Below are 17807 nucleotides of genomic sequence, written 5' to 3' on the forward strand. Positions count from 1 at the left end.
GCTCAGCCGCCAGCGGTCCATCGCGAACTGCCAGATGTCCCGGCCTTGCGCGGCGTCCGGCTTCCGGTGCGCGATCGCCTCGAGAAGAGCGTCGAACTTGGCGTCGTCCATGATCCATAGCACGCCGCCCGCCGTCTCGGCGATTCGCCGCGCCGCCGGCGCGTCCGCCGCGTTGTCCGGACGCGGTCCGGGCGATTCCGCCCGAACGGCCCGAACGATCCGTTCCATCGCCTGGTCGAGATCCATCTCTTCCAGCTGGGTTTTCACGATATAGTCGACCGCGCCCAAGCGCAGCGCCTCTTGAATGTAGTCGAAGTCCTGATGGCATGTCAGAATGACCGCTTTAATGGCCGGATCGTGCCGATGCGCCTCCCGGATTAGCTCGAGGCCCGACATGCCGGGCATCGTAATGTCGGTCAGGAGCAGCTGGACGGGATGCGTCCGCAGCAGCTGCAGCGCCTTCTCGCCGCTGGCCGCCTCCCCGGCGATCTCCACCCCGTACTTCTGCCAAGGAAACAGCAGCCGCATGCCTTTGCGCACCAAATGCTCGTCATCCACGATCAACGCTTGAATCAATGCCGGTCCCTCCCGTCGTGTCCAGGGGAAGCCGGATCGTAATGACCGTCCCGTTCCCCGGCTTGCTCTCCATCGTCAAGGCGGCCGCGGCGCCGTAGTACACCGCGAGCATCTGCTTCACGTACCGCAGGCCGATCCCGAGCCCCGACGCGTTCGCCGGCTCGCGCCGGTCCAGCAGCTCCGCCAATTGCGCCTCGGGAATGCCCCGCCCGTTATCGCGCACCTGCAGCAGCAGGCTGCTTCCGTCCCGGCGGATGAGGACGTCGATCTCGCCGCCTTCGTCCGCGTCGAAGCCGTGATAGAGCGCGTTCTCGACGATCGGCTGCAGGATGAACCGCGGGATGGGCAGCTCCAGCAGGGCGGCATCGACGTCGACCCCCACGTTGAAGGAATGATCGTAGCGGATATTTTGCAGCTCGATGTAATCCCGGATCGCCTCGACCTCCTCCCGGACGGTCACCAGCATGTTCTTCTTGCCGAGGTTGTAGTGCAGCACGCGGGTGAATACGGACACGAGCCGGGAGATATTCGTCTGGCCCTGCATGCGGGCGAGCCACTGGATCGTGTTCAGCGTATTGTGCAGAAAATGCGGGTTGATCTGCACGAGCAGCTTCTCCACCTCGAGCTGCCCCCGGCGCTTCTCCTTCTCCTCCACGTCCGCGATCAGCTCGCCGATGCGCCGGCTCATCTGCTGGAAGTTGGTCAAGATCCGGTTGAATTCCGTCAGGCCGGTGGCGGAGACGTTCGTCGTCGACTGGTTATAGCCGAACCGCGTAATCTCCTTGTTGATGATGCGGATCGGACGGTACACCATGCGCCAGATCAGCCACGCCAGGAACACGCCGAGCAGCAGCGAGAGCGAAGCGAACAAGCCGAATTCCCGCAACCAGCGGTTGAGTTCGCGGTTATACGAGGCTTTGGGGATCAGCTGCAAGATGGTCCAGCCGTGAAGCCCATCCGCCCGGAAGGATTTGTAAGCGGTTCCATTATCCCGGAAGCGGCTGCCTGCCGGCGCCGCGCCGCCCAGGGTGCTGTAGGCGATGCCGCCGTCCGGATCCGTGAGCACGTAATAGACCGGGGCGTCCGAGTCGGCCGCGGTCCGGCCGCCGCCCGGCGCGAACATGTCCTCGAGTCCCGTCGTATTCGTTTCGACGTAGGCGTACAGATACTGGCCGTGCCCGTATTCCAGCTTGCGCAGCAGCGAGAAGACCGGGAATTTGCGCTCCCCGGGGTCGAGGGAAGCGTGGGGGCCGAAGAAGGTAAACAGCTTCTGCGTGTAAAACACCGGCAGCGCTTTCGGATCGAACGCCAGCTTCGCGTTCGTGTTGGGGAACAATAGCGGCTCTTCGAGGTTCGGCGCATAGAAGAACATGACGCCGACGTTCGGATTGGAGAAATTGACGTTCGCCACGGATTGGGAAATATTCCGGTACAACACGGACCGCTGGTAGGAATCGCGGCTCGATATGAATTGGACGACCTCCCGGCCGATGCCGCCTTCGACGTCCAGCAGCTGGGACACCCGTCCGAGCTCCTCCAGCTTCCGGTCGAGCTCGTCCCGGTCCCGCGAGACTTTGGCCAGCCAATCCTTTTCGATTTTTTGCGTCTGCACGACATAGATCCAGCGATACGAAATATACCCGGTCAGCAAGCTCGGAATGACCGCGGCGATAAGCAGGATCACGATTAGCCTCCCTTTGAGGGACGGCAGGACCGCGTAACGGCGAATCAGGTTCATGGGCAGGCAGCCTCCGCTGAACAGCGCTTTCATAGTTGCCGCTATTATAGCAGCAAATCCCGCGTTTGTGGCGACGGCCGGTTAATTTTTCGATCGGCCGGGGCGAGGCAATCGAGGCAAGGGAATCAAAGCGAGGCAATCAAAGCGAAGGCAATCAAGGCGAGGGCATTCAAAAGCGAGGCAGCCGAACCGAACGGCCGCCCGCTTCGAAGCCTGCTTCGGCGGTGCCTAGCCGTCCTCGGGATTGATGATCGCCAGCACCTGATGATCCTCCCACACCCCGTTAATCTTCACGTTGCTGCGCGCGATTCCTTCCTTTTGGAAGCCGGCGCGCTCGAGCACGCGGATCGAGCCGGGATTCCGCGGCGACGCCTCCCCGACGATCCGGTGAAACTTCAGCGTTTCGAACGCATAGCGGACCACCTGCTTCACGGCCTCCGTCATGTAGCCCTTGCCGTTGTGCGCTTGATCCAGGCTGTAGCCGATCATGCAGCTCTGCAGCGCGCCCCGCGCCACGAAGGACAGCTGCACGTCGCCGATCACCCGGTCGTCCTCCGCAAGGCAGACGAGGAAGTTATAGCGGCGATCGGCCTCCCTGTCGGCCTGCGTTTCGATTATGGCTTGGCGCTGGTGCGCCTCCGTGTAATGCGCATCCGGCCTGCCGGGCGAGAAGGCTTCGAAAAACGCGCGGTTGCGCGCGTGCATCGCCGCCAATTCCGCGGCGTCGGCTTCCTGCGCGAACCGTACGTAGACGGGTTGTTCCATCATCCTGCACCTTCCTTTCGATCTTGGCTTAACCTTTGCGCGGCCACCGGTTCTCCGGCGAATCTATTTTATTTTGATTGGCGCGTATACAAGCCCAAACCATCCGCCTGCTTTCTCATATTAATAGAATCGGAGGCTTGTTGAAAGGAGGGATCTCCATGCTTAGTCTTCTGAAGCGCTATCGCGGCAAATTCATCGTGATCAAGACCACGTCGGGGCACGAAATCGGCGGCCGCGTCCTGATCGTGCGCAACGGCATCGTGGTGCTGAAAACCCCGCTGGGGACGAAAATATTCATTCCGCTCCGGAAAGTCCTCGCGGTTATCGCGAAATAACGAAAACGGGATGACCCGTTCGCCCATTGCGTGCGTTCTCTTCAATAAGCCGCAGATGGAAAACCGCGCGACAAAAAGGCCGTCGGCTAACGACGGCCTCTTTCCATGGATCGGCGGATCAGTTCGCCTCTTGCGTCTTGTACAAGCCCCGTCGAATCAAATTCGCGGTCACCGGCTGCTTGCCGAGCTCGCGGGACCAGACGGACAGCTGGCCGACGTGATGAATCTCGTGGGCGATGACATGCCGCATCACTTCCCCGTACGCGAAGCTTTCCCGCTGTCCGGGCGGCCCTTCGCCGGTCAACACCAGGTGCTCCATGCCATCGTTCCACGCCTGCACGAACGGCGCGACCGTCGCATGGCATTGCTCCGAGAACGCCTTTACCTTCCGCAAGCTCGCGTAGTCCTCGAACGGCGGCTCTCCTTGGTCCGGGTTCCCCTGCAGCGAGTTGATCCAAGCGAATTCGCATTCCGCGATATGGAACAGCGTGTAGAGAATGCTTCCCGGCCCGCCCGTCCGCCGCTTCAACAGTTCCTGCTCGTCCACCGTCTCGCACCAGTCGAACCACTCGTTTCGCACCTGCCAGTTGTATTCGAACAGTTTCTTCATCGTTTCGCCTCCCTTATCAATCCGTACATCCGGTCGGTTCCGTACATACTTCGACAACCGAAAGCCAAACCCTGCTAATATCTGTAAAACGCGGTCCGTTTCGCTCGCGCCGGCCAGGTCTTATACCGCAAAAGAAAAGCGAAGGAGGCAGCCGCGGCTGCTTCCTACGCGTCTGCCTATGTGCGCCGCTTCATCTCCCGATCGGAGTCGCGAGCATCCACACATGGCCGAAGGGATCCTCGATCTTCCCGACCCGGTCGCCGTGCGGTTGGTCTTGTACCTGACGAAGAACCTCCGCCCCTTCGAGGATGGCCCTCGTCACGGTCTTGTCGACGTCGCCGACGTATACGTACAGGATAACGGGCGTGCCGCCGAGCGACGCGGCCGACTGGTTATGTCCGGGAAACTCGTCCGCGACCATGATCCGGGCTTCCCCGACCTTCACCTCGGCATGGGCGATTTTCCCGTCGTCCGTCGTCATCCGGCTGATTTCTACGGCGCCGAAGGCGCGCTTGTAAAAGGCGATGGCGCGCCCGGCGTCATCGACCGCCAACATCGGAATCGCAGCGGTTCTGCTCATCGTTCGGGCTCCTCCTCCTCGGCTCACTCCGCGGCGCGCGACAGCGTCCGCTCCAGCATGCGCCGGACGAGCCGTTCCAGCGACGCCTTGTCCATGAACGGCGCCAGGCTCGAGAGGACGTCGGCGCCGAGCGCGCCGGACTCCGCATGCTCCAGCAGCTTCCCGATGCTTTCCCGGGACAGGAACGGCGCTAGGCCGACGATATGCTCGACGTCGATGGTGCCGTCGATGACCCGGTCGGCGAGACGGTCCAGCGTGCCGCGGCCGATGAACGGCGCCAGCGCGTGAATGGATTCCCAATCGAGCGTGCTCGCGTCGCTCTTCAGCACGAGCCGCTCGAGCTGATCGCCGTCCAGGAACGGCGCCAGGCCGACGAGATGGCTCATCTCGAGCTTGCCTGCGGCCGCGCGGTCCACCATGCGGGAGAGCGAAGCTTTGCCGATGAACGGAGCGAGCGCGTGCAGGACGTCCGCATCCAGCAGACCGTCCTCGACATAGCCGAGCATCGCGTCGATCGTGTCGCTGCCGAGAAACGGCGCGAGCTGCAAAATCGAATCCAAAGTCGGAAGTCCTTCGCGGCGCTTGTCGCGGGCGGCCTCTTGCTCCCGCTCGGCTTCCGCGCGTTCGTCCGCTTCGCCGATCGCGTCTTCGTCTTCTGCGACCGCTTCCGCGACCGCTGCGGCTTCCGCCTCCGCTGGCGGCGCCGCGATTTCTTCAGCCGCTGCTTCCGCGGCCGGCGCCGCTGCAGCCTCTTCTTCCGCCTCCGCTGCCGGCACGGCCTCCGGTTCCGCCGCCTCGCGCTCGGCCGCTGCCTCCACGGCCGGCGATTCCGCCGCTTCTGCTTCCGCCGCCTCAGCCTCCGCCTCATCCGCTGCGGCCTCCTCAGCCGCGGCGACGGCGGCTTCCGCGGCAACCGCCTCTGCCGGCGCGGCTGGCGCCCGTCGCTCGCCTTCGAGCAGCTCGTCGATGGACGTGCCGAGCAGCCGGGCAATGGCCGGCAGCGTGCCGATATCCGGAAGCGACTCGCCGCGCTCCCATTTCGATACCGCCTGATGGCTCAAGTTTAACCGTTCGGCGAATTCCGCCTGCGTCATGCCTTTTTCTTTTCTTAATCTGGAGATATAAGCGCCGATCTTCCGCATTTCCATTCCGAACCGCCTCCGATAACGAAATTTACAGTGCGCACTGTCTGGGTTCAGCATAGCATGCCGTCCGCTTCCGCTCTATCAAACGTCGGTTGAAGCGGCCGATTCAACCGGCGGTAGAATCGAAAGCGGCGATGGAATTCCTTTCCCGGACGTACGGCCATTATGCCGGATGGGGGACATGCGCCAATTCGGGCATCCATCGCCGGACATAAGCTGGAGCAACGACTAGCTATGAGGACGCTGATGCGAATGGCCTGCTGGATTCAAACCGCGATTATCGTAACCAACAACGGGACGATCCTGTTCGGCAACGCCGACATTCTCCCGATCGTCGGACGCGACCAAACGAAGGACGTCGTCGAAAACAACGAAGAAACGAACAGCCCCGCCGGCGGGGAAGCGGCCGAGGGCGTCGCGGATACCGCGTCGTACCGGCGCGGGTCGCGGCGGAAGCGGCGGCGGTATTCGAAGCGGCGTTAGTGCCTGCCGCCATGCGGCGCTATGCGCTCAGCGGCGCCTGGCCATGCAGCGGTACGCCAAGCGGCGTTAGCGCCGCAAGGACATGGCCCCCGCCGCCGCAGCCAAGCGGAGCTTCGGCGTGCAGTGCCGGCGCCGCGCGGTCACGGCCGTGCCCCGCATCCGCTCCCTCGACGGCCGGCCGCCTCAGCCCCGCGCCGGCTCCGCCATCTCGAGGCGCGCCTTGGCGCTCAGCGCGGCCAGATGGCCGTCGTTCGCCATCACCTGCTCCAGATGAACGAGCCGCTCCGGCGTCGCCGTGCGCATCATCGTCTCGGAATAGGCGCGATCGATCCAAAATCTCGCCGCCGTCCCGATATAATCCCGCAGCTCCTGCAGATCCTCCTCGGCGTACCGCTGGCATAGGTTGATCGTGAACATGCGGCGGTTCGCGCTGCCGTTCCACGACGAGTGGAACGTATTATGGTCGAACACGAGCAGATCGCCGGGCACGACGTCGAGCACGACCGCGGGCACGTCGGCGCCTTCGATCTCCCAGGACGCGCGCGGATTCCGCATGCGCGCCGTCAGGTCCCCGGCGTAGTTGTCCCGCAGCCGGTGGCTGCCCGGAATGACGCGCAGGGCGCCGCTTCCGCCGTCCAGCCGGTCGAGGTAGAAGGCGATTTTCAGATGCCGGTACTTCTCGTGGTAGCCGTCGCGGTGCCAGCCGGTATCGCCGGTATAGTAGTTGCCGTCGCTCCCCATGTAGTTGAAATCGTCGCCGAGCAGCGACCGGCCGATCGCGAGAATGCGCGGATCGTCGAGCAGCACGGACATGCGCTGGTCGATGAACGGAACGACGCAGGTGCGCTTCGTGCCGTCGTGCTTGTTCGTCCCGGGAAACGTCTTCGCGAATTCGCCGACGATCCAATCCAGCCGGTCAACCATCAGTTGCGGAAACTTCAGTAAGCCGAACGTCTCGAAATAATCGATTTGCGCTTGCGTCAGCCGCATGCCGAACCCCTCCGATACTGGTTTGCGCGCGGGACGGCGCGCCTCTCGTTAAAGCGTTTGCAACTAACACATTCCCCGATCCGCCCGGCGTTTCCTGCCGGCGGGCAAATAAAAACTCCCCGTCCTCTGGGGCGGCGGCGGCTGCCGGCGCTCCGGAGGACGGGGAGGTCACGTCGTTCGGATAAGGCCGATTATTTCAACAAGTCATGGTCGACGTACCGCGCGCCGTTCAGCTCGCTGATGACGTTGATGGCGACCTTCGCGCCGTCGCCCGCGGTCACGATCGTATGCACGCTGACGCCCGCGCATGTGCCGGCCGCCCAGATGCCCGCCACGTTCGTGCGGCCTTCGGCGTCCGCGTCGAGAATCGTCTTGATCCGCGGCTCCGTGCCCGGTTTCGTGCTCAGGCCGGACTTCTCCGCGAAGTCCAGGAAGAGGCCGGACGCGACGATGACGACTTTGGCGTCGTACGATTGGCCGGATTCCGTCGCGATCCGGAAGCCGTCGTCCGTCTTGGCGATCTCGGTCACTTTGCCCTGCACGTACTCGGCGCCGAATTTTTTCGCTTGGTTAATGCCGGTCTCGACCAGGTTCGGGCCCGTGATCTCCGGCACGCCGTAGTGGTTCTCGACCCAGGCTTTCTTCGTGATGCTCTGATCGCTGTCGATCAGCAGCGTCTTCTTGCCGGCCTTGGCCGCGAACAACGCGGCGCTTCCGCCCGCCGGTCCTGCTCCGATGATTGCGATTTCCGTCATGTTCTCGCCTCCCGAATGGAATGTAAGATACAAGCGCTTTCATACCCTATATTACGCTTTGAAGCCGGGTTGTTCAACTTCTCCCGTCGGTATGTCGCGAACGTCGCCGGCACGCCCGATTCGTTACGAAACCGGGCTCGCCTGCGCGCGGGCCGCCCGCTGCTCCGCCTCGTCCATCGCTTCGACCAGCATCCGGAACAGCGTCAGATCCTCCGCCGCGTCCTCGGGCGTCGTCTTGATCGGCGCGCCGTGCGCGATGGCGTCGTGGAACTGCCGCAGCTCGATCGTATACGAGTCCGTAAACGTCGGGCGGATCACCTGCTCCTTGTACGTCTCGCCGTCCGATTCCGTCACCGTCAGCGTCGTCGGCAGATGGCGGATGTAGGCCGTGTCGTAGTCGACCTTGACCGTGCCCGTCTCGCCCATGACCTCGATCGTGGCGTCGAACCGCCCCTGATGGTCGATGCCGGTCTCGAACAGCGCGTTGAAGCCCGCGTCGTACTGAAACATCGCGCTCATGAACTGGCCGTCGTTCCAGCGGGACGCCGCCAGCACCCGCGACGGCATGCCGAGCATCTCGCGCATCGCGGACAAGTCGTGGCTGCTCAATCCCGCCATGAGACGGTACGTGCCGTAAAACCGTTCCGCCCGTTCGCCCAGCGCCTCCTTCACCTGCGCGGCGCCGCGGACGAGCCGATCCTCCGCCTGCTCGGCCGGAATGTCGTCGAAGCGAACGACGTTCGCGGTCTGGCGGATGAAATAGCTGTTCGGCCCGATGATGTCGCGCACGCGCGCGTAATTGATCCGGCCCAGCTTCTTCGCTTCCGCCACGCCCTGCACGAACGCCGGCGCGTACCGGCGCATGTAGCCGACCATCGCCTTGCCGGCGGACGCGTTCTTCGCGGCGATGATCCGCCGCGCGTCGGCCTCGTTCAGGCACATCGGCTTCTCCACGAAAACATGCTTGTTCCGGTGCAGCGCGCCGACGACGCAGTCCGCATGGTATTCGTCGCTGTTCAGCACGAGCACCGCTTCCACTTCCTCGTCGTCCAGCAGCTCCTCCGCCGACGTGTACCGCCGCGCGACGCGATACTGTTCCCCGACCGCGTGCGCGAGTCCCGGCGAGACGTCGCAAACCGCCGTGATTTCGAACTTGTCCCCCATCGCTTGCAGCACGGGCAGGTGAATGACCTGCGCCGCCTCGCCGAGCCCGATCAATCCGAGCTTTACGACTTCGCTCATTGCGAGTATGCCTCCTTCGTTTTATCCCGATTTCGGACGATGATCGCGTTTCCAAGATTTCGCCCGCGTTCCGAGTTTTTACCAAGACCGTTGCTATGAATTATGCTACCATAGAACTGAAAGAGATGACCATACTAAATTGGAGGCGCTTGCAAAATGACGGAAAACGTAAAGACCGACGGCTACTTCGGCGAGTTCGGCGGCAGCTTCGTCCCGCCCGAGCTGCAGGAAGTGCTGGATTACTTAAGCGATCAATTCCATACATACAAGGACGACCCGGCGTTCAACGAAGAATTCCGCTACTACCTGCGCGAGTACGTTGGCCGCGAAAATCCGCTGACGTTCGCCAAGCAGCTGACGGAGGCTTGGGGCGGCGCCAAAATTTACCTGAAGCGCGAAGACCTCAATCACACCGGCGCGCATAAGATCAACAACGTTATCGGCCAAATCCTGCTCGCCAAACGGATGGGCGCGAAGCGTGTCATCGCGGAGACGGGCGCCGGACAGCACGGCGTCGCCACCGCCACGGCCTGCGCCATGTTCGGCATGGACTGCGTCATCTACATGGGCGCCGAGGATACGCGCCGCCAGGCGCTCAACGTCTTCCGCATGGAGCTGCTCGGCGCGACCGTCGTGCCGGTCGCCAAAGGCCAAGGCCGCCTGAAGGACGCCGTCGACGAAGCGCTGAACGACCTCGTCGCCAATTACCAGAACACGTTCTACCTGCTCGGCTCCGCCGTCGGCCCGCATCCGTTCCCGACGATGGTCAAGCACTTCCAATCCGTCATCAGCGAGGAGTCGAAGCGGCAAATTCTCGAGAAGGAAGGCCGTCTCCCGGATGCCGTGCTCGCCTGCGTCGGCGGCGGCAGCAACGCGATCGGCGCGTTCGCGCATTACTTGGACGAGCCGTCCGTGCGGCTGATCGGCGTGGAGCCGGACCAGGCGGCGACGCTGACCGAAGGCGTGCCGAGCCTGATCCACGGCTTCAAATGCCTGGTGCTGCTCGACGAGGAAGGCAATCCGAAGCCGACGTATTCCATCGCGGCCGGTCTCGACTACCCGGGCATCGGGCCGGAGCACAGCCACCTGAAGGTGACGGGCCGCGCCGAGTACGTCACCGTCTCCAACGAGGAAGTGCTGGCGGCGTTCCAGGAGCTGAGCCGCGTCGAGGGGATCATCCCGGCGCTCGAAAGCGCGCACGCGATCGCCCATGCCAAGAAGCTCGCCCCGACGATGGACAAGGACCGGATTCTGATCGTCAACCTGTCCGGCCGCGGCGACAAGGACGTCGAGCAAGTGTTCCGCATGCTGAATAAGTAAGCGAGCGGCCCCCTTGCCGGCCGTGAACGAAGCCCAAGCCAAGGCGAGCGCGCCCCGGCTTGGGCTTTTTCGCCGGCGAGGCCGCTCCGCGCCGCCGGCGCATCCCCGGTCGCATCCTCCGCCGGCCCCGCCTTCCGTCGGTCTCCCGATGGAGGACGCTTTCATCCCGGCGCACCTTTCGGGCATCCGGCCGGTTTTGTAAAGTGGAAGAGGACACCAAACGATAGCGCCTATTACGATAGACGGAAGGATGAAAAGGATGACGGACGATCGGCCGGCTCCGGCCTCTTCGCTGCTTCGCAACCGGTTCGTGCAGACGATTGTAATCTCGACGTTGTTTTTGGAAATCGGGATCTGGGTGCGCAATATCGCGATTTTGCTGTACGTCAAGCACATGACGAACGACGACGCCTTCGCGGTGTCCCTCATCTCGGTCGCGGAGTTCGCGCCGATCTTCGCGTTCTCGTTCGTCGGCGGCGCGTTCGCGGACCGTTGGCGGCCGAAGCGGACGATGGTGGGCAGCGACCTGCTGAGCGCCGCCTCCATTCTCGCGATCTTGGCGGCCATGGCGCTCGGTTCCTGGCGGGCCGTCTTCTTCGCGACGCTGGTCTCGTCGATCCTGTCGCAGTTCTCGCAGCCCGCGAGCATGAAGCTGTTCAAGCAGTACGTCCCGGAACGGCTGCTGCAGAAAGGGATGTCGCTCCATCAAACGATGTTCGCCGTCTTCATGATTTTCGGGCCGGTCATCGGCATGTTCGTGTACCAGCGCTTCGGCATCGAGACGTCCATCGGCATCATGGGCGTCGCGTTCCTGCTGTCGGCCGCCACGCTGTCGCTTCTGCCTCGGGAAAGCCGGGAAGCCGAAACGCAGGAACGGCGCAGCGTGCGGGAGGACATTCGGGCGGGCTTCGCCTATATTCGGTCCAGCCGGGTGCTTCGCAAGCTCGGCGGCGGCTTCTTCGCCGTCGGGTTCGGCCTCGGCCTGATACAGCCGATGGGCATCTTCCTCATTACGGAGCGGCTGGGGCAGCCGGAAGAAGCGCTGCAGTGGTTCTCGCTGGTCAACGGCGCGGCGATGATCGTCGGCGGCGTGCTGGCGATGGCGTTCGCGAGCAAGCTCGCCCCGGCGAAGCTGATGACGAGCAGCATGGCGATCGTCGGCCTGACGATCATGGGCATGGGGCTGACCACGAACTATACGGCGGCGCTCGCGTTCCAATTCGCCAGCGGGCTCGTTATCCCGAGCGTCAACGCCGGCATCAACACGCTCATGCTGCAGCATACGGAGGATGCGTTCCTCGGACGGGTGAACGGCTTCCTGAGCCCGCTCTTCACCGGCTCGATGGTCGTGACGATGATGCTGTCGAGCGTGGTCATGACCGCGCTGTCGCTCGTGTCCGTGTACGTGCTGGCGGGACTTTTCATTCTCGCGGGGGCGGTCGTGCTCCTGCCGTTGATCAAGCTGAAGACGGCCGCCGCGAAGCCGGAGCTGGAAAATGCTTTGGGCGGATGAGCCGTACGGGCGGCGGGGGTTGGTTGGCTATCCCCGCGGTCGAACGCGATTACCGATTGCGGATCCCGGACGCATCTCCGAAATGGTCCGCAATTGCTGGCAATTACCGCAGCGGCTGTAAGGTCGCAAAGAAACGAACGGCCGATCGTATCGATCGGCCGTTCTCTATTGTCCGTGTCCCCGCGCGAGTCATCGCGTGAGCCGAACCGGGCGCTTGAGCGTCGCCGACCCGTAGGCGGCGGGCGCGACCTCCAGCGCGCGCAGGCCGTCCGTGCCATTGACGCCGTCGTCCGCGCCCGCGCAGACCCGCCTCATCGCCGCGCCTCGGCGCCCTGCCGCAAGGCGGCGCCCGAGCTCTCGCGGACGATCAGCTCCGTCGGAAGGACGATCTTCCGCACGGTCCGCCGCTCCGGCTCCGTCTCCAGCGAGGCGAGCAGCAGTTGAACCAGCTCTTCGCCGATATCCGGGATCGGCTGCCGGACGGTCGTGAGCGCCGGCTTGAACAGCCGCGCGGAGAAGATATCGTCGTAGCCGACGACCGCGACGTCCTCCGGCACGCGGATGCCCGCCTCCTCCATCGCCTTGATCGCGCCGAAGGCGAGCAGATCGTTGCCGCAGAAGAGCGCGTCGAACGCGAGGCCGCTCGAGCGCAAAGCGCGCAGCCCTTCGTGCCCGTCCGCGAACGATTGGCCTTTCACGAGACGGATCAAGCCCTCGTCTACCCGATAGCCGTGCATCATGAGCGCCTTCCGGTAGCCGAACTCGCGCTCGATCGAGACGGCCGGCCCGCCGATATAGGCGATCCGGGCGTACCCGGCGCGAATCAGATGCTCGACCGCGGTCAGCGTGCCCTGCAGATGGTCCCCCACGACGCAGCTCACGCCCGCGATGTTCGGGTCGAGCGAGACAAGCGGCACCCCGGCTTCCTTGATCGCGTCGAGCCCGTCCCGCGCTTCCGGGCCGCAGTACGGGGACGAGCAATAGATGACGCCGTCCATCCGGCGCTCGAGGCACATTTTCAAGTACGCCTCGTCTTTATCCGGCTCGTTGTCCGTCGAGCAGATCAGCGTCGTATAGCCGCGCATCCACAGCGCGTCCTGGATCACCTCCGACATCAGCGCCCAATATTCGTTGGACAGCTGGGGGACGATGAGCCCGATCGTGCTCGTCTTCTTCATGATCATCGTGCGCGCGACGAAATCCGGCTGGAACTGCAGCTTCTCGATGACCGCCCGGACGCGGTTGATCGTATGGCGGCTGACCCGGTCCCGTCCGTTCAGCACCCGCGACACGGTGGAGATCGACACGCCCGCTTCCTTGGCCACTTCCTTGATGGTCATTTTCATCGTCATCCCGCCTTCGTTCGGTATCCGGGCGGCTTCCCGAAGGAGCGCTTTCCGGGACTTGATTCGCGGGAAACGCGCACCCGCCTTACTTCGGCCGGCATTCGACGAGCGCGTACAACGGCAGCGCCGGCAGCCGGACGGACAAGTACCCGTCCTCCCAGCTCCACTCCGCCTGCACGGTCTCGCCGCTCACCGTATGCACGGCCAGCGCATCCGCGCCTTGAGGCATCCGCAAGCGGAACGCCGCCGGCTCCGGCACGACGCGATCCAGCTCCCGGTCGAAACGGTAGTTCACGAGATGGACGGCAACGCCGCCATCCGGGAGCGCATGGGGATGCAGGCCGATATCCGGCATGCCCTCGACCTCGATCTGGAAGCGGGCGTCCGGCAGCGCGCCGCGAACGGCGGACACGAACCCGTACAGCTTATCCGCTTCCTCGCTGCGCGCGGTGCCCGGATGCGCCAGCACCCGCGCGGCCAGCTCGCGCGCGTCCGCGTCCGCGGCATCCGCCAGGCGACCGTAGACGACGACCCGGCCGCCGCCGGCCAGATACGTCAGCACGGCGACCAGCTGCTTCGCGGTCATGATCTCGTTGTCCGGGAGCACGAGGCATTTATACTTAGCCAGCCGCTCGGGCGCGAAGTCGTCCCGGAACAGCTCGCCGTCGTCCGAGACGACGACGTCGAAGGGCGCGTGCTGCCTGCTCAGCTGCCGGATAATGTCCCAGAACGGCATGACGACGTCCTTGTTGACCGCGGAGGACAGCATCGTCGCCTGGCCGCCGTCGTCGCCGACGGCGTCGTTCTCGCGGTGCCAGTAGCTCGGATAGCTGTAGTTGACGGCGATCTCGGCGCCGGATTCGGCCGAGATCAGATGATCGTGCGCCTTCAAAAACCGCTGCACCGCCATCGTCGGTTCCTTCGGCGCGTAGAACGCGTCGCGGATCGTATTGCCCATCCAGCCGCCGTACGGAATCGACAGGTTGCAGCCGAACGTCGTCGCCTCGAGCAGCAGCAGCTGGAATTGCTCCGCCATGCGGCCGGCCTTCAGCTGCTCGAGCAGCTCGGGCACGATGCCGCCGTACGGATTCTCCACGACGGTCATCGGCTTGCCCGCGGCGAAGCCGTTCGCGTACCGGTACCAGTAGGCTTGGCGGTACAGCGTATTGCGCATTTCCGTCGCGATGACGTCGACCTCCGGCTGGAGCGGCATGTATTGGTGCATGACGTGGAAGAAGTTGCCCGAGACGAGCACCTCCCGGCCCTTGGACCGGCCGTAGGCGCGAACGTGATCGGTCAGCTCCTTGAAATGGCCGGTCATGATTTTCATTTGGAAGCGGAAGTACTCGTGGAACAGCGGGACCGCCCCCCGGTTGGCGCCGGGAAAATCAATGCCGTTCGCCTTCAGGTACTCCGCGTAACGGAACGCGTCGAAGTCGGTCGACGCGAACGCCTCCGGCAGCAGGCCGAGCCGCTGGCGCTCCTTCAAGTACGCGTTGAACGGCTTCATGCAGTCCTTGCAGAAGCAGCCGCCATAGTTGATCGCGGTGATCGGCAGCTCGCACTCGTCGAGATGAACCCCGTGCACGCCGGCGTCGATCTGGATCTCGATGATTTTCTTCAGGTACGCCCGCCAGACCGGATTGTTCCGGCACATTTGATAGCAGATCTGCTCATGGCCGACGACCTCGACCCACGCGGCGTGGACCGGGGTGCCGTCCCATTTGCGCGCGGCGCATTCCTCCCACAGGTCGTCGACCGGCTCGCCGTCACTGTTATGCAGGCCGTCCGGAAAATAATCGCGGAACGTCTTCTTGAACAGCTTCGGGTACTTGTCCTGGCTGAACTCGCGCAGGCCGTACCACGTACGCTTGCCTTCGCCGCGCAGCGCGTTCAGGCCGAGCAGCCGCGTCTCGTCCGCGCTGAGCTCGGCCGGGAATTCCCAGCCCTGCACCTCGAAGACGACGCCGAACACCTTGATGCCGCGCTTGCCGCATTCGCGGATGAACTCCGCGTCGTTCATGTAGCCGTAGACGCGCAGGCGCTGCGGCACGTCGCCGAACGCCTCCTCCTCCAAATACGGGAGCGACAGGCTGCCGCCGCCGAGCGCGGACCAGACGAGCAGCGTCGCCTCGTAATCGGCCAGATCCTCCACCATCTGCGTCCTGCGCATCGGCAGGCTCGGGTGGAAGCAATGTTCGTCCCGGTACCATGCGTCGAAATAAATGCCGCGTTCCATGGCCACTCATCCTTCCCGCTTGATAGGCTGATTGAAGCGCGTCAGCGCGGACGGCGACGGGTCGAAGTCCGGCTCCTCGGCCGCGGCCGCCGTCCCCTCGCTCGCCGCCTCGCCAAACGCCCAGACGGCGCTGCCGTACGCGCCGAGCGACGCCTGTTTGCCGTGCAGCTCAGCCGCTCCATAGACGAGCGCGCCATCGGCCATTGCTTCCGGCAGCGCGAACGCGGCCGGTCCATCCGACAGATTGACGGCGACGAACCGCCGCCGCGCGCCCTCGCCCCGCCAGAACGCCGCGACGGGCGTACCGGTATAGACGTAGTCCGTCTCCATCGCATTGTCGAAATATCGCCGCCGCATCCCGAACAGTTCCTGGAAGAAGCCGCGCAGCTCCGGTCCCTCCTTGCGGCAGATCCCGGCATCCTCGTCTCCCTGATAGAGCATCGGCATGCCGTCGATGCAGCCGAGCAGCACCCAGAGCGCCTTTGCCCGTTCTTCGCCGTACCAGGCGGTCGCGCGCGCCTTGTTCCATACCCACGTCACGGTGTCGTGGTTCCCGAGAAAGCGGAGCTTGACCTGGCCCGGCACGGAGCTCAGATGCTCCGCTTCCAGCCAGCGGGTCAGCTCGCGCGCGAAGTCCGCGGGCGCGAGGCGCGCTTCCTCCATCTCGTAGAGCGCCCGGAAGAGCGCCATGTCGTAGAAGACGTCGGTCACCGGCGCATAGGCCGGGACGGGATTGAAGTTCTCCGGCATCGAGAGCGGCTTCCGTCCGGACGCGATGAAGCCCTCCCGGATCGCGCGGCTGATCGCGATGCCGCCCTTCAGGTTGGAATTGCTCGGCCGGTTCGCGCCGTATGGCCGCCAGTTCGTCAGGCCGCCCATCGCGCAGTCGATGCGCGCGCCGTCGACGCCGAAGCGCTCGGCATGCTCCCGGACGAGCGCCTTCGTATACGCCAGATAATCGGGATTCGCCATGTCGAAGCTCAGGCAATTCCATTCGATCTGGAGCTCGCCGTTCCGGCGGACGGACGCCCATTCGCGGCGGGCCTTCCCGAGCGGATCGTCCGGCTCGGGGCCGTGCGGCACGTAGTCGAACAGCAGCGTCATGCCGAGCTCGTGCAGCTTCCGGCCGAAGCGCGCGACGTCGTCGTCGGTCCCGTACCGGGGATCGATGATCCGCTGGTCGGTCGGATGATAGACGCCGCGGTCCAGATGCTCGAAGATCGGCAGCACCCAGACATGGTCGACGCCCATGTCGCGAAGCGCCGGCAGCTCCTCCGCGAACGCCGCCATGCCGCGGCGAAGCGGGAAGTCCGCGTCCATCGTGCCGTGCGGATGGCAGGCATAGAGCACCCCGTCGCGGTGCCCGTCCGCCGGCGGCGTCCAGCCTCGCGCGGCGTAGAGCTCGCGGATCGGCGCGAACGGATCGCCGGCGCCGACCGTCTGCACGTACAGCGTGCCGCAGGCCAGCGTTGCGCCGGGCGCCAGCTCCGCCTCCACGGCCGCGAGGTTGACCAGCCGCAGCGCGGCGCCGTCCCGGTATGCGCCGGTCCCCCACTTCTCCTCTTCGTCCATGAAGATCAGATTCGTCCTCGCGCCGCCGTCGTTCAGCCGGATGACGGGATTGACGAGCCCGGTTTCGACCGGCTCCCGGTCGGCCAACGCCGCGGCGTCGAAGACCCGGTAAGGCACGTTGCCCGGAAAATCGAACGAGACGCCGGCCGCTCCGATCGGCTGGCTGGTTATGAAGGCGACGCCGTTCACGTAGACCGCCGCCGGCCCGAGGTTCTCGAATGCCGCGTCGACGGCTGCGTTCCTCCCGACCGCGCGATAGCGGACCGCCAGCGCCAGCGTGCCGTGGCGGTAGCGGGCGACGACGGCATCCGCCGTCTCTTCCCAACCCTCGAACGACCAATCCGCTTCCAAGCCGCCGCCCGGCACGATGCGCGGCAGCTCCCACGTGCTCGCGTCCTCGAAGCTGCGCCAGGCGAGCCGTCCCGCCGCGTACCGGCCGTCGCGGCCGATGTCGAGCGACAAGCAGCCCCGCCATTCGCCGCCGGCCGCGCGCACGGCGCGCAGCCAACCGTCGCGCGCGCCGAACGCGAACGCGACCTCCCCGAGCGTCCGCTCCCGGAGGGGCAGCGCGTCTGTATCCAGCATGCCGATTCCTCCT

Annotated in this window: 16 protein-coding genes; 4 read left to right on the forward strand and 12 right to left on the reverse strand. The window is 64.6% G+C overall.

Features of this window, described 5'->3' with window-relative positions:
* From I8J29_RS13960 to I8J29_RS13970, 3 genes are all read right to left on the reverse strand, one after another.
* Nucleotides 1-576, reverse strand: a 576-nt coding sequence (locus I8J29_RS13960) for a response regulator (RefSeq protein WP_208848192.1), incomplete at its 3' end; no start/stop codon positions are given.
* A complete protein-coding gene (locus tag I8J29_RS13965; RefSeq protein ID WP_208848193.1) occupies nucleotides 551-2314 on the reverse strand; it encodes a sensor histidine kinase in 1764 nt (587 codons plus the stop codon). The genes I8J29_RS13960 and I8J29_RS13965, both read right to left, overlap by 26 nt.
* A gap of 228 nt (nucleotides 2315-2542) precedes the next feature.
* Nucleotides 2543-3082, reverse strand: a complete 540-nt coding sequence (locus I8J29_RS13970; protein ID WP_208848194.1) for a GNAT family N-acetyltransferase — start codon at nucleotides 3080-3082, stop codon at nucleotides 2543-2545.
* 155 nt (nucleotides 3083-3237) lie between these two features.
* Between I8J29_RS13970 and I8J29_RS13975 the strand changes: the two genes are divergently transcribed.
* Nucleotides 3238-3414: a hypothetical protein gene (locus I8J29_RS13975; protein ID WP_177222377.1), complete on the forward strand. Its 177-nt coding sequence runs from the start codon at nucleotides 3238-3240 to the stop codon at nucleotides 3412-3414.
* A gap of 118 nt (nucleotides 3415-3532) precedes the next feature.
* Here the strand turns inward: I8J29_RS13975 and I8J29_RS13980 are convergent, their stop codons facing one another.
* The 3 genes from I8J29_RS13980 to I8J29_RS13990 all read right to left on the reverse strand — a co-directional run bounded on the left by I8J29_RS13980 (nucleotide 3533) and on the right by I8J29_RS13990 (nucleotide 5752).
* Entirely contained in the window at nucleotides 3533-4024 is a 492-nt protein-coding gene (locus I8J29_RS13980; RefSeq protein WP_208848195.1) for a DinB family protein, read from the reverse strand.
* 190 nt (nucleotides 4025-4214) lie between these two features.
* On the reverse strand, nucleotides 4215-4604 hold the full coding sequence (locus tag I8J29_RS13985; RefSeq protein WP_208848196.1) for a VOC family protein: 390 nt from the start codon (nucleotides 4602-4604) through the stop codon (nucleotides 4215-4217).
* 23 nt (nucleotides 4605-4627) lie between these two features.
* A complete protein-coding gene (locus I8J29_RS13990) occupies nucleotides 4628-5752 on the reverse strand; it encodes a helix-turn-helix domain-containing protein (RefSeq protein WP_240546184.1) in 1125 nt (374 codons plus the stop codon).
* A 231-nt stretch (nucleotides 5753-5983) separates the two neighbouring features.
* On the opposite strand from I8J29_RS13990, the gene I8J29_RS13995 reads away from it, so the two are divergent.
* Nucleotides 5984-6232, forward strand: a complete 249-nt coding sequence (locus tag I8J29_RS13995) for a hypothetical protein (protein WP_208848197.1) — start codon at nucleotides 5984-5986, stop codon at nucleotides 6230-6232.
* A 183-nt stretch (nucleotides 6233-6415) separates the two neighbouring features.
* Here I8J29_RS13995 and I8J29_RS14000 read toward each other — a convergent pair whose 3' ends face one another.
* From I8J29_RS14000 to I8J29_RS14010, 3 genes are all read right to left on the reverse strand, one after another.
* On the reverse strand, nucleotides 6416-7222 hold the full coding sequence (locus I8J29_RS14000; RefSeq protein WP_208848198.1) for a phytanoyl-CoA dioxygenase family protein: 807 nt from the start codon (nucleotides 7220-7222) through the stop codon (nucleotides 6416-6418).
* A gap of 191 nt (nucleotides 7223-7413) precedes the next feature.
* On the reverse strand, nucleotides 7414-7977 hold the full coding sequence (locus I8J29_RS14005; RefSeq protein ID WP_090646759.1) for an FAD-dependent oxidoreductase: 564 nt from the start codon (nucleotides 7975-7977) through the stop codon (nucleotides 7414-7416).
* A 123-nt stretch (nucleotides 7978-8100) separates the two neighbouring features.
* Nucleotides 8101-9219 (reverse strand): Gfo/Idh/MocA family protein, encoded by a 1119-nt coding sequence (locus I8J29_RS14010; RefSeq protein WP_208848199.1) that lies wholly within the window; start codon nucleotides 9217-9219, stop codon nucleotides 8101-8103.
* Between the two features lie 156 nt (nucleotides 9220-9375).
* Here I8J29_RS14010 and trpB point away from each other — a divergent pair, with 156 nt between their 5' ends.
* The gene (gene trpB, locus I8J29_RS14015; protein ID WP_208848200.1) at nucleotides 9376-10539 is read left to right on the forward strand and encodes a tryptophan synthase subunit beta; all 1164 of its coding nucleotides are present in this window, start codon (nucleotides 9376-9378) and stop codon (nucleotides 10537-10539) included.
* 259 nt (nucleotides 10540-10798) lie between these two features.
* Complete coding sequence (locus I8J29_RS14020) at nucleotides 10799-12052, forward strand: MFS transporter (RefSeq protein WP_208848201.1); 1254 nt, start codon at nucleotides 10799-10801, stop codon at nucleotides 12050-12052.
* Nucleotides 12053-12363: 311 nt separating this feature from the next.
* Here the strand turns inward: I8J29_RS14020 and I8J29_RS14025 are convergent, their stop codons facing one another.
* Genes I8J29_RS14025 through I8J29_RS14035 form a run of 3 tightly spaced genes read right to left on the reverse strand, consistent with a single transcriptional unit; the run spans nucleotide 12364 to nucleotide 17794 of the window.
* A complete protein-coding gene (locus I8J29_RS14025) occupies nucleotides 12364-13461 on the reverse strand; it encodes a LacI family DNA-binding transcriptional regulator (RefSeq protein WP_338113165.1) in 1098 nt (365 codons plus the stop codon).
* A gap of 22 nt (nucleotides 13462-13483) precedes the next feature.
* On the reverse strand, nucleotides 13484-15637 hold the full coding sequence (locus I8J29_RS14030; RefSeq protein ID WP_208848203.1) for a beta-galactosidase: 2154 nt from the start codon (nucleotides 15635-15637) through the stop codon (nucleotides 13484-13486).
* Nucleotides 15638-15643: 6 nt separating this feature from the next.
* On the reverse strand, nucleotides 15644-17794 hold the full coding sequence (locus tag I8J29_RS14035) for an alpha-amylase family glycosyl hydrolase (RefSeq protein WP_208848204.1): 2151 nt from the start codon (nucleotides 17792-17794) through the stop codon (nucleotides 15644-15646).
* Nucleotides 17795-17807 lie beyond the last annotated feature (13 nt).

Source organism: Paenibacillus artemisiicola (assembly GCF_017652985.1).
Taxonomy (GTDB): Bacteria; Bacillota; Bacilli; order Paenibacillales; family Paenibacillaceae; genus Paenibacillus_Z; species Paenibacillus_Z artemisiicola.

Bases quoted from the DNA above. Each gene is read 5' to 3' on its own strand.
- I8J29_RS13965 (WP_208848193.1), bottom strand. From the start codon at position 2,314: ATGAACCTGATTCGCCGTTACGCGGTCCTGCCGTCCCTCAAAGGGAGG.
- I8J29_RS13970 (WP_208848194.1), bottom strand. From the start codon at position 3,082: ATGATGGAACAACCCGTCTACGTACGGTTCGCGCAGGAAGCCGACGCC.
- I8J29_RS13975 (WP_177222377.1), top strand. From the start codon at position 3,238: ATGCTTAGTCTTCTGAAGCGCTATCGCGGCAAATTCATCGTGATCAAG.
- I8J29_RS13980 (WP_208848195.1), bottom strand. From the start codon at position 4,024: ATGAAGAAACTGTTCGAATACAACTGGCAGGTGCGAAACGAGTGGTTC.
- I8J29_RS13985 (WP_208848196.1), bottom strand. From the start codon at position 4,604: ATGAGCAGAACCGCTGCGATTCCGATGTTGGCGGTCGATGACGCCGGG.
- I8J29_RS13990 (WP_240546184.1), bottom strand. From the start codon at position 5,752: ATGGAAATGCGGAAGATCGGCGCTTATATCTCCAGATTAAGAAAAGAA.
- I8J29_RS13995 (WP_208848197.1), top strand. From the start codon at position 5,984: ATGAGGACGCTGATGCGAATGGCCTGCTGGATTCAAACCGCGATTATC.
- I8J29_RS14000 (WP_208848198.1), bottom strand. From the start codon at position 7,222: ATGCGGCTGACGCAAGCGCAAATCGATTATTTCGAGACGTTCGGCTTA.
- I8J29_RS14005 (WP_090646759.1), bottom strand. From the start codon at position 7,977: ATGACGGAAATCGCAATCATCGGAGCAGGACCGGCGGGCGGAAGCGCC.
- I8J29_RS14010 (WP_208848199.1), bottom strand. From the start codon at position 9,219: ATGAGCGAAGTCGTAAAGCTCGGATTGATCGGGCTCGGCGAGGCGGCG.
- trpB (WP_208848200.1), top strand. From the start codon at position 9,376: ATGACGGAAAACGTAAAGACCGACGGCTACTTCGGCGAGTTCGGCGGC.
- I8J29_RS14020 (WP_208848201.1), top strand. From the start codon at position 10,799: ATGACGGACGATCGGCCGGCTCCGGCCTCTTCGCTGCTTCGCAACCGG.
- I8J29_RS14030 (WP_208848203.1), bottom strand. From the start codon at position 15,637: ATGGAACGCGGCATTTATTTCGACGCATGGTACCGGGACGAACATTGC.
- I8J29_RS14035 (WP_208848204.1), bottom strand. From the start codon at position 17,794: ATGCTGGATACAGACGCGCTGCCCCTCCGGGAGCGGACGCTCGGGGAG.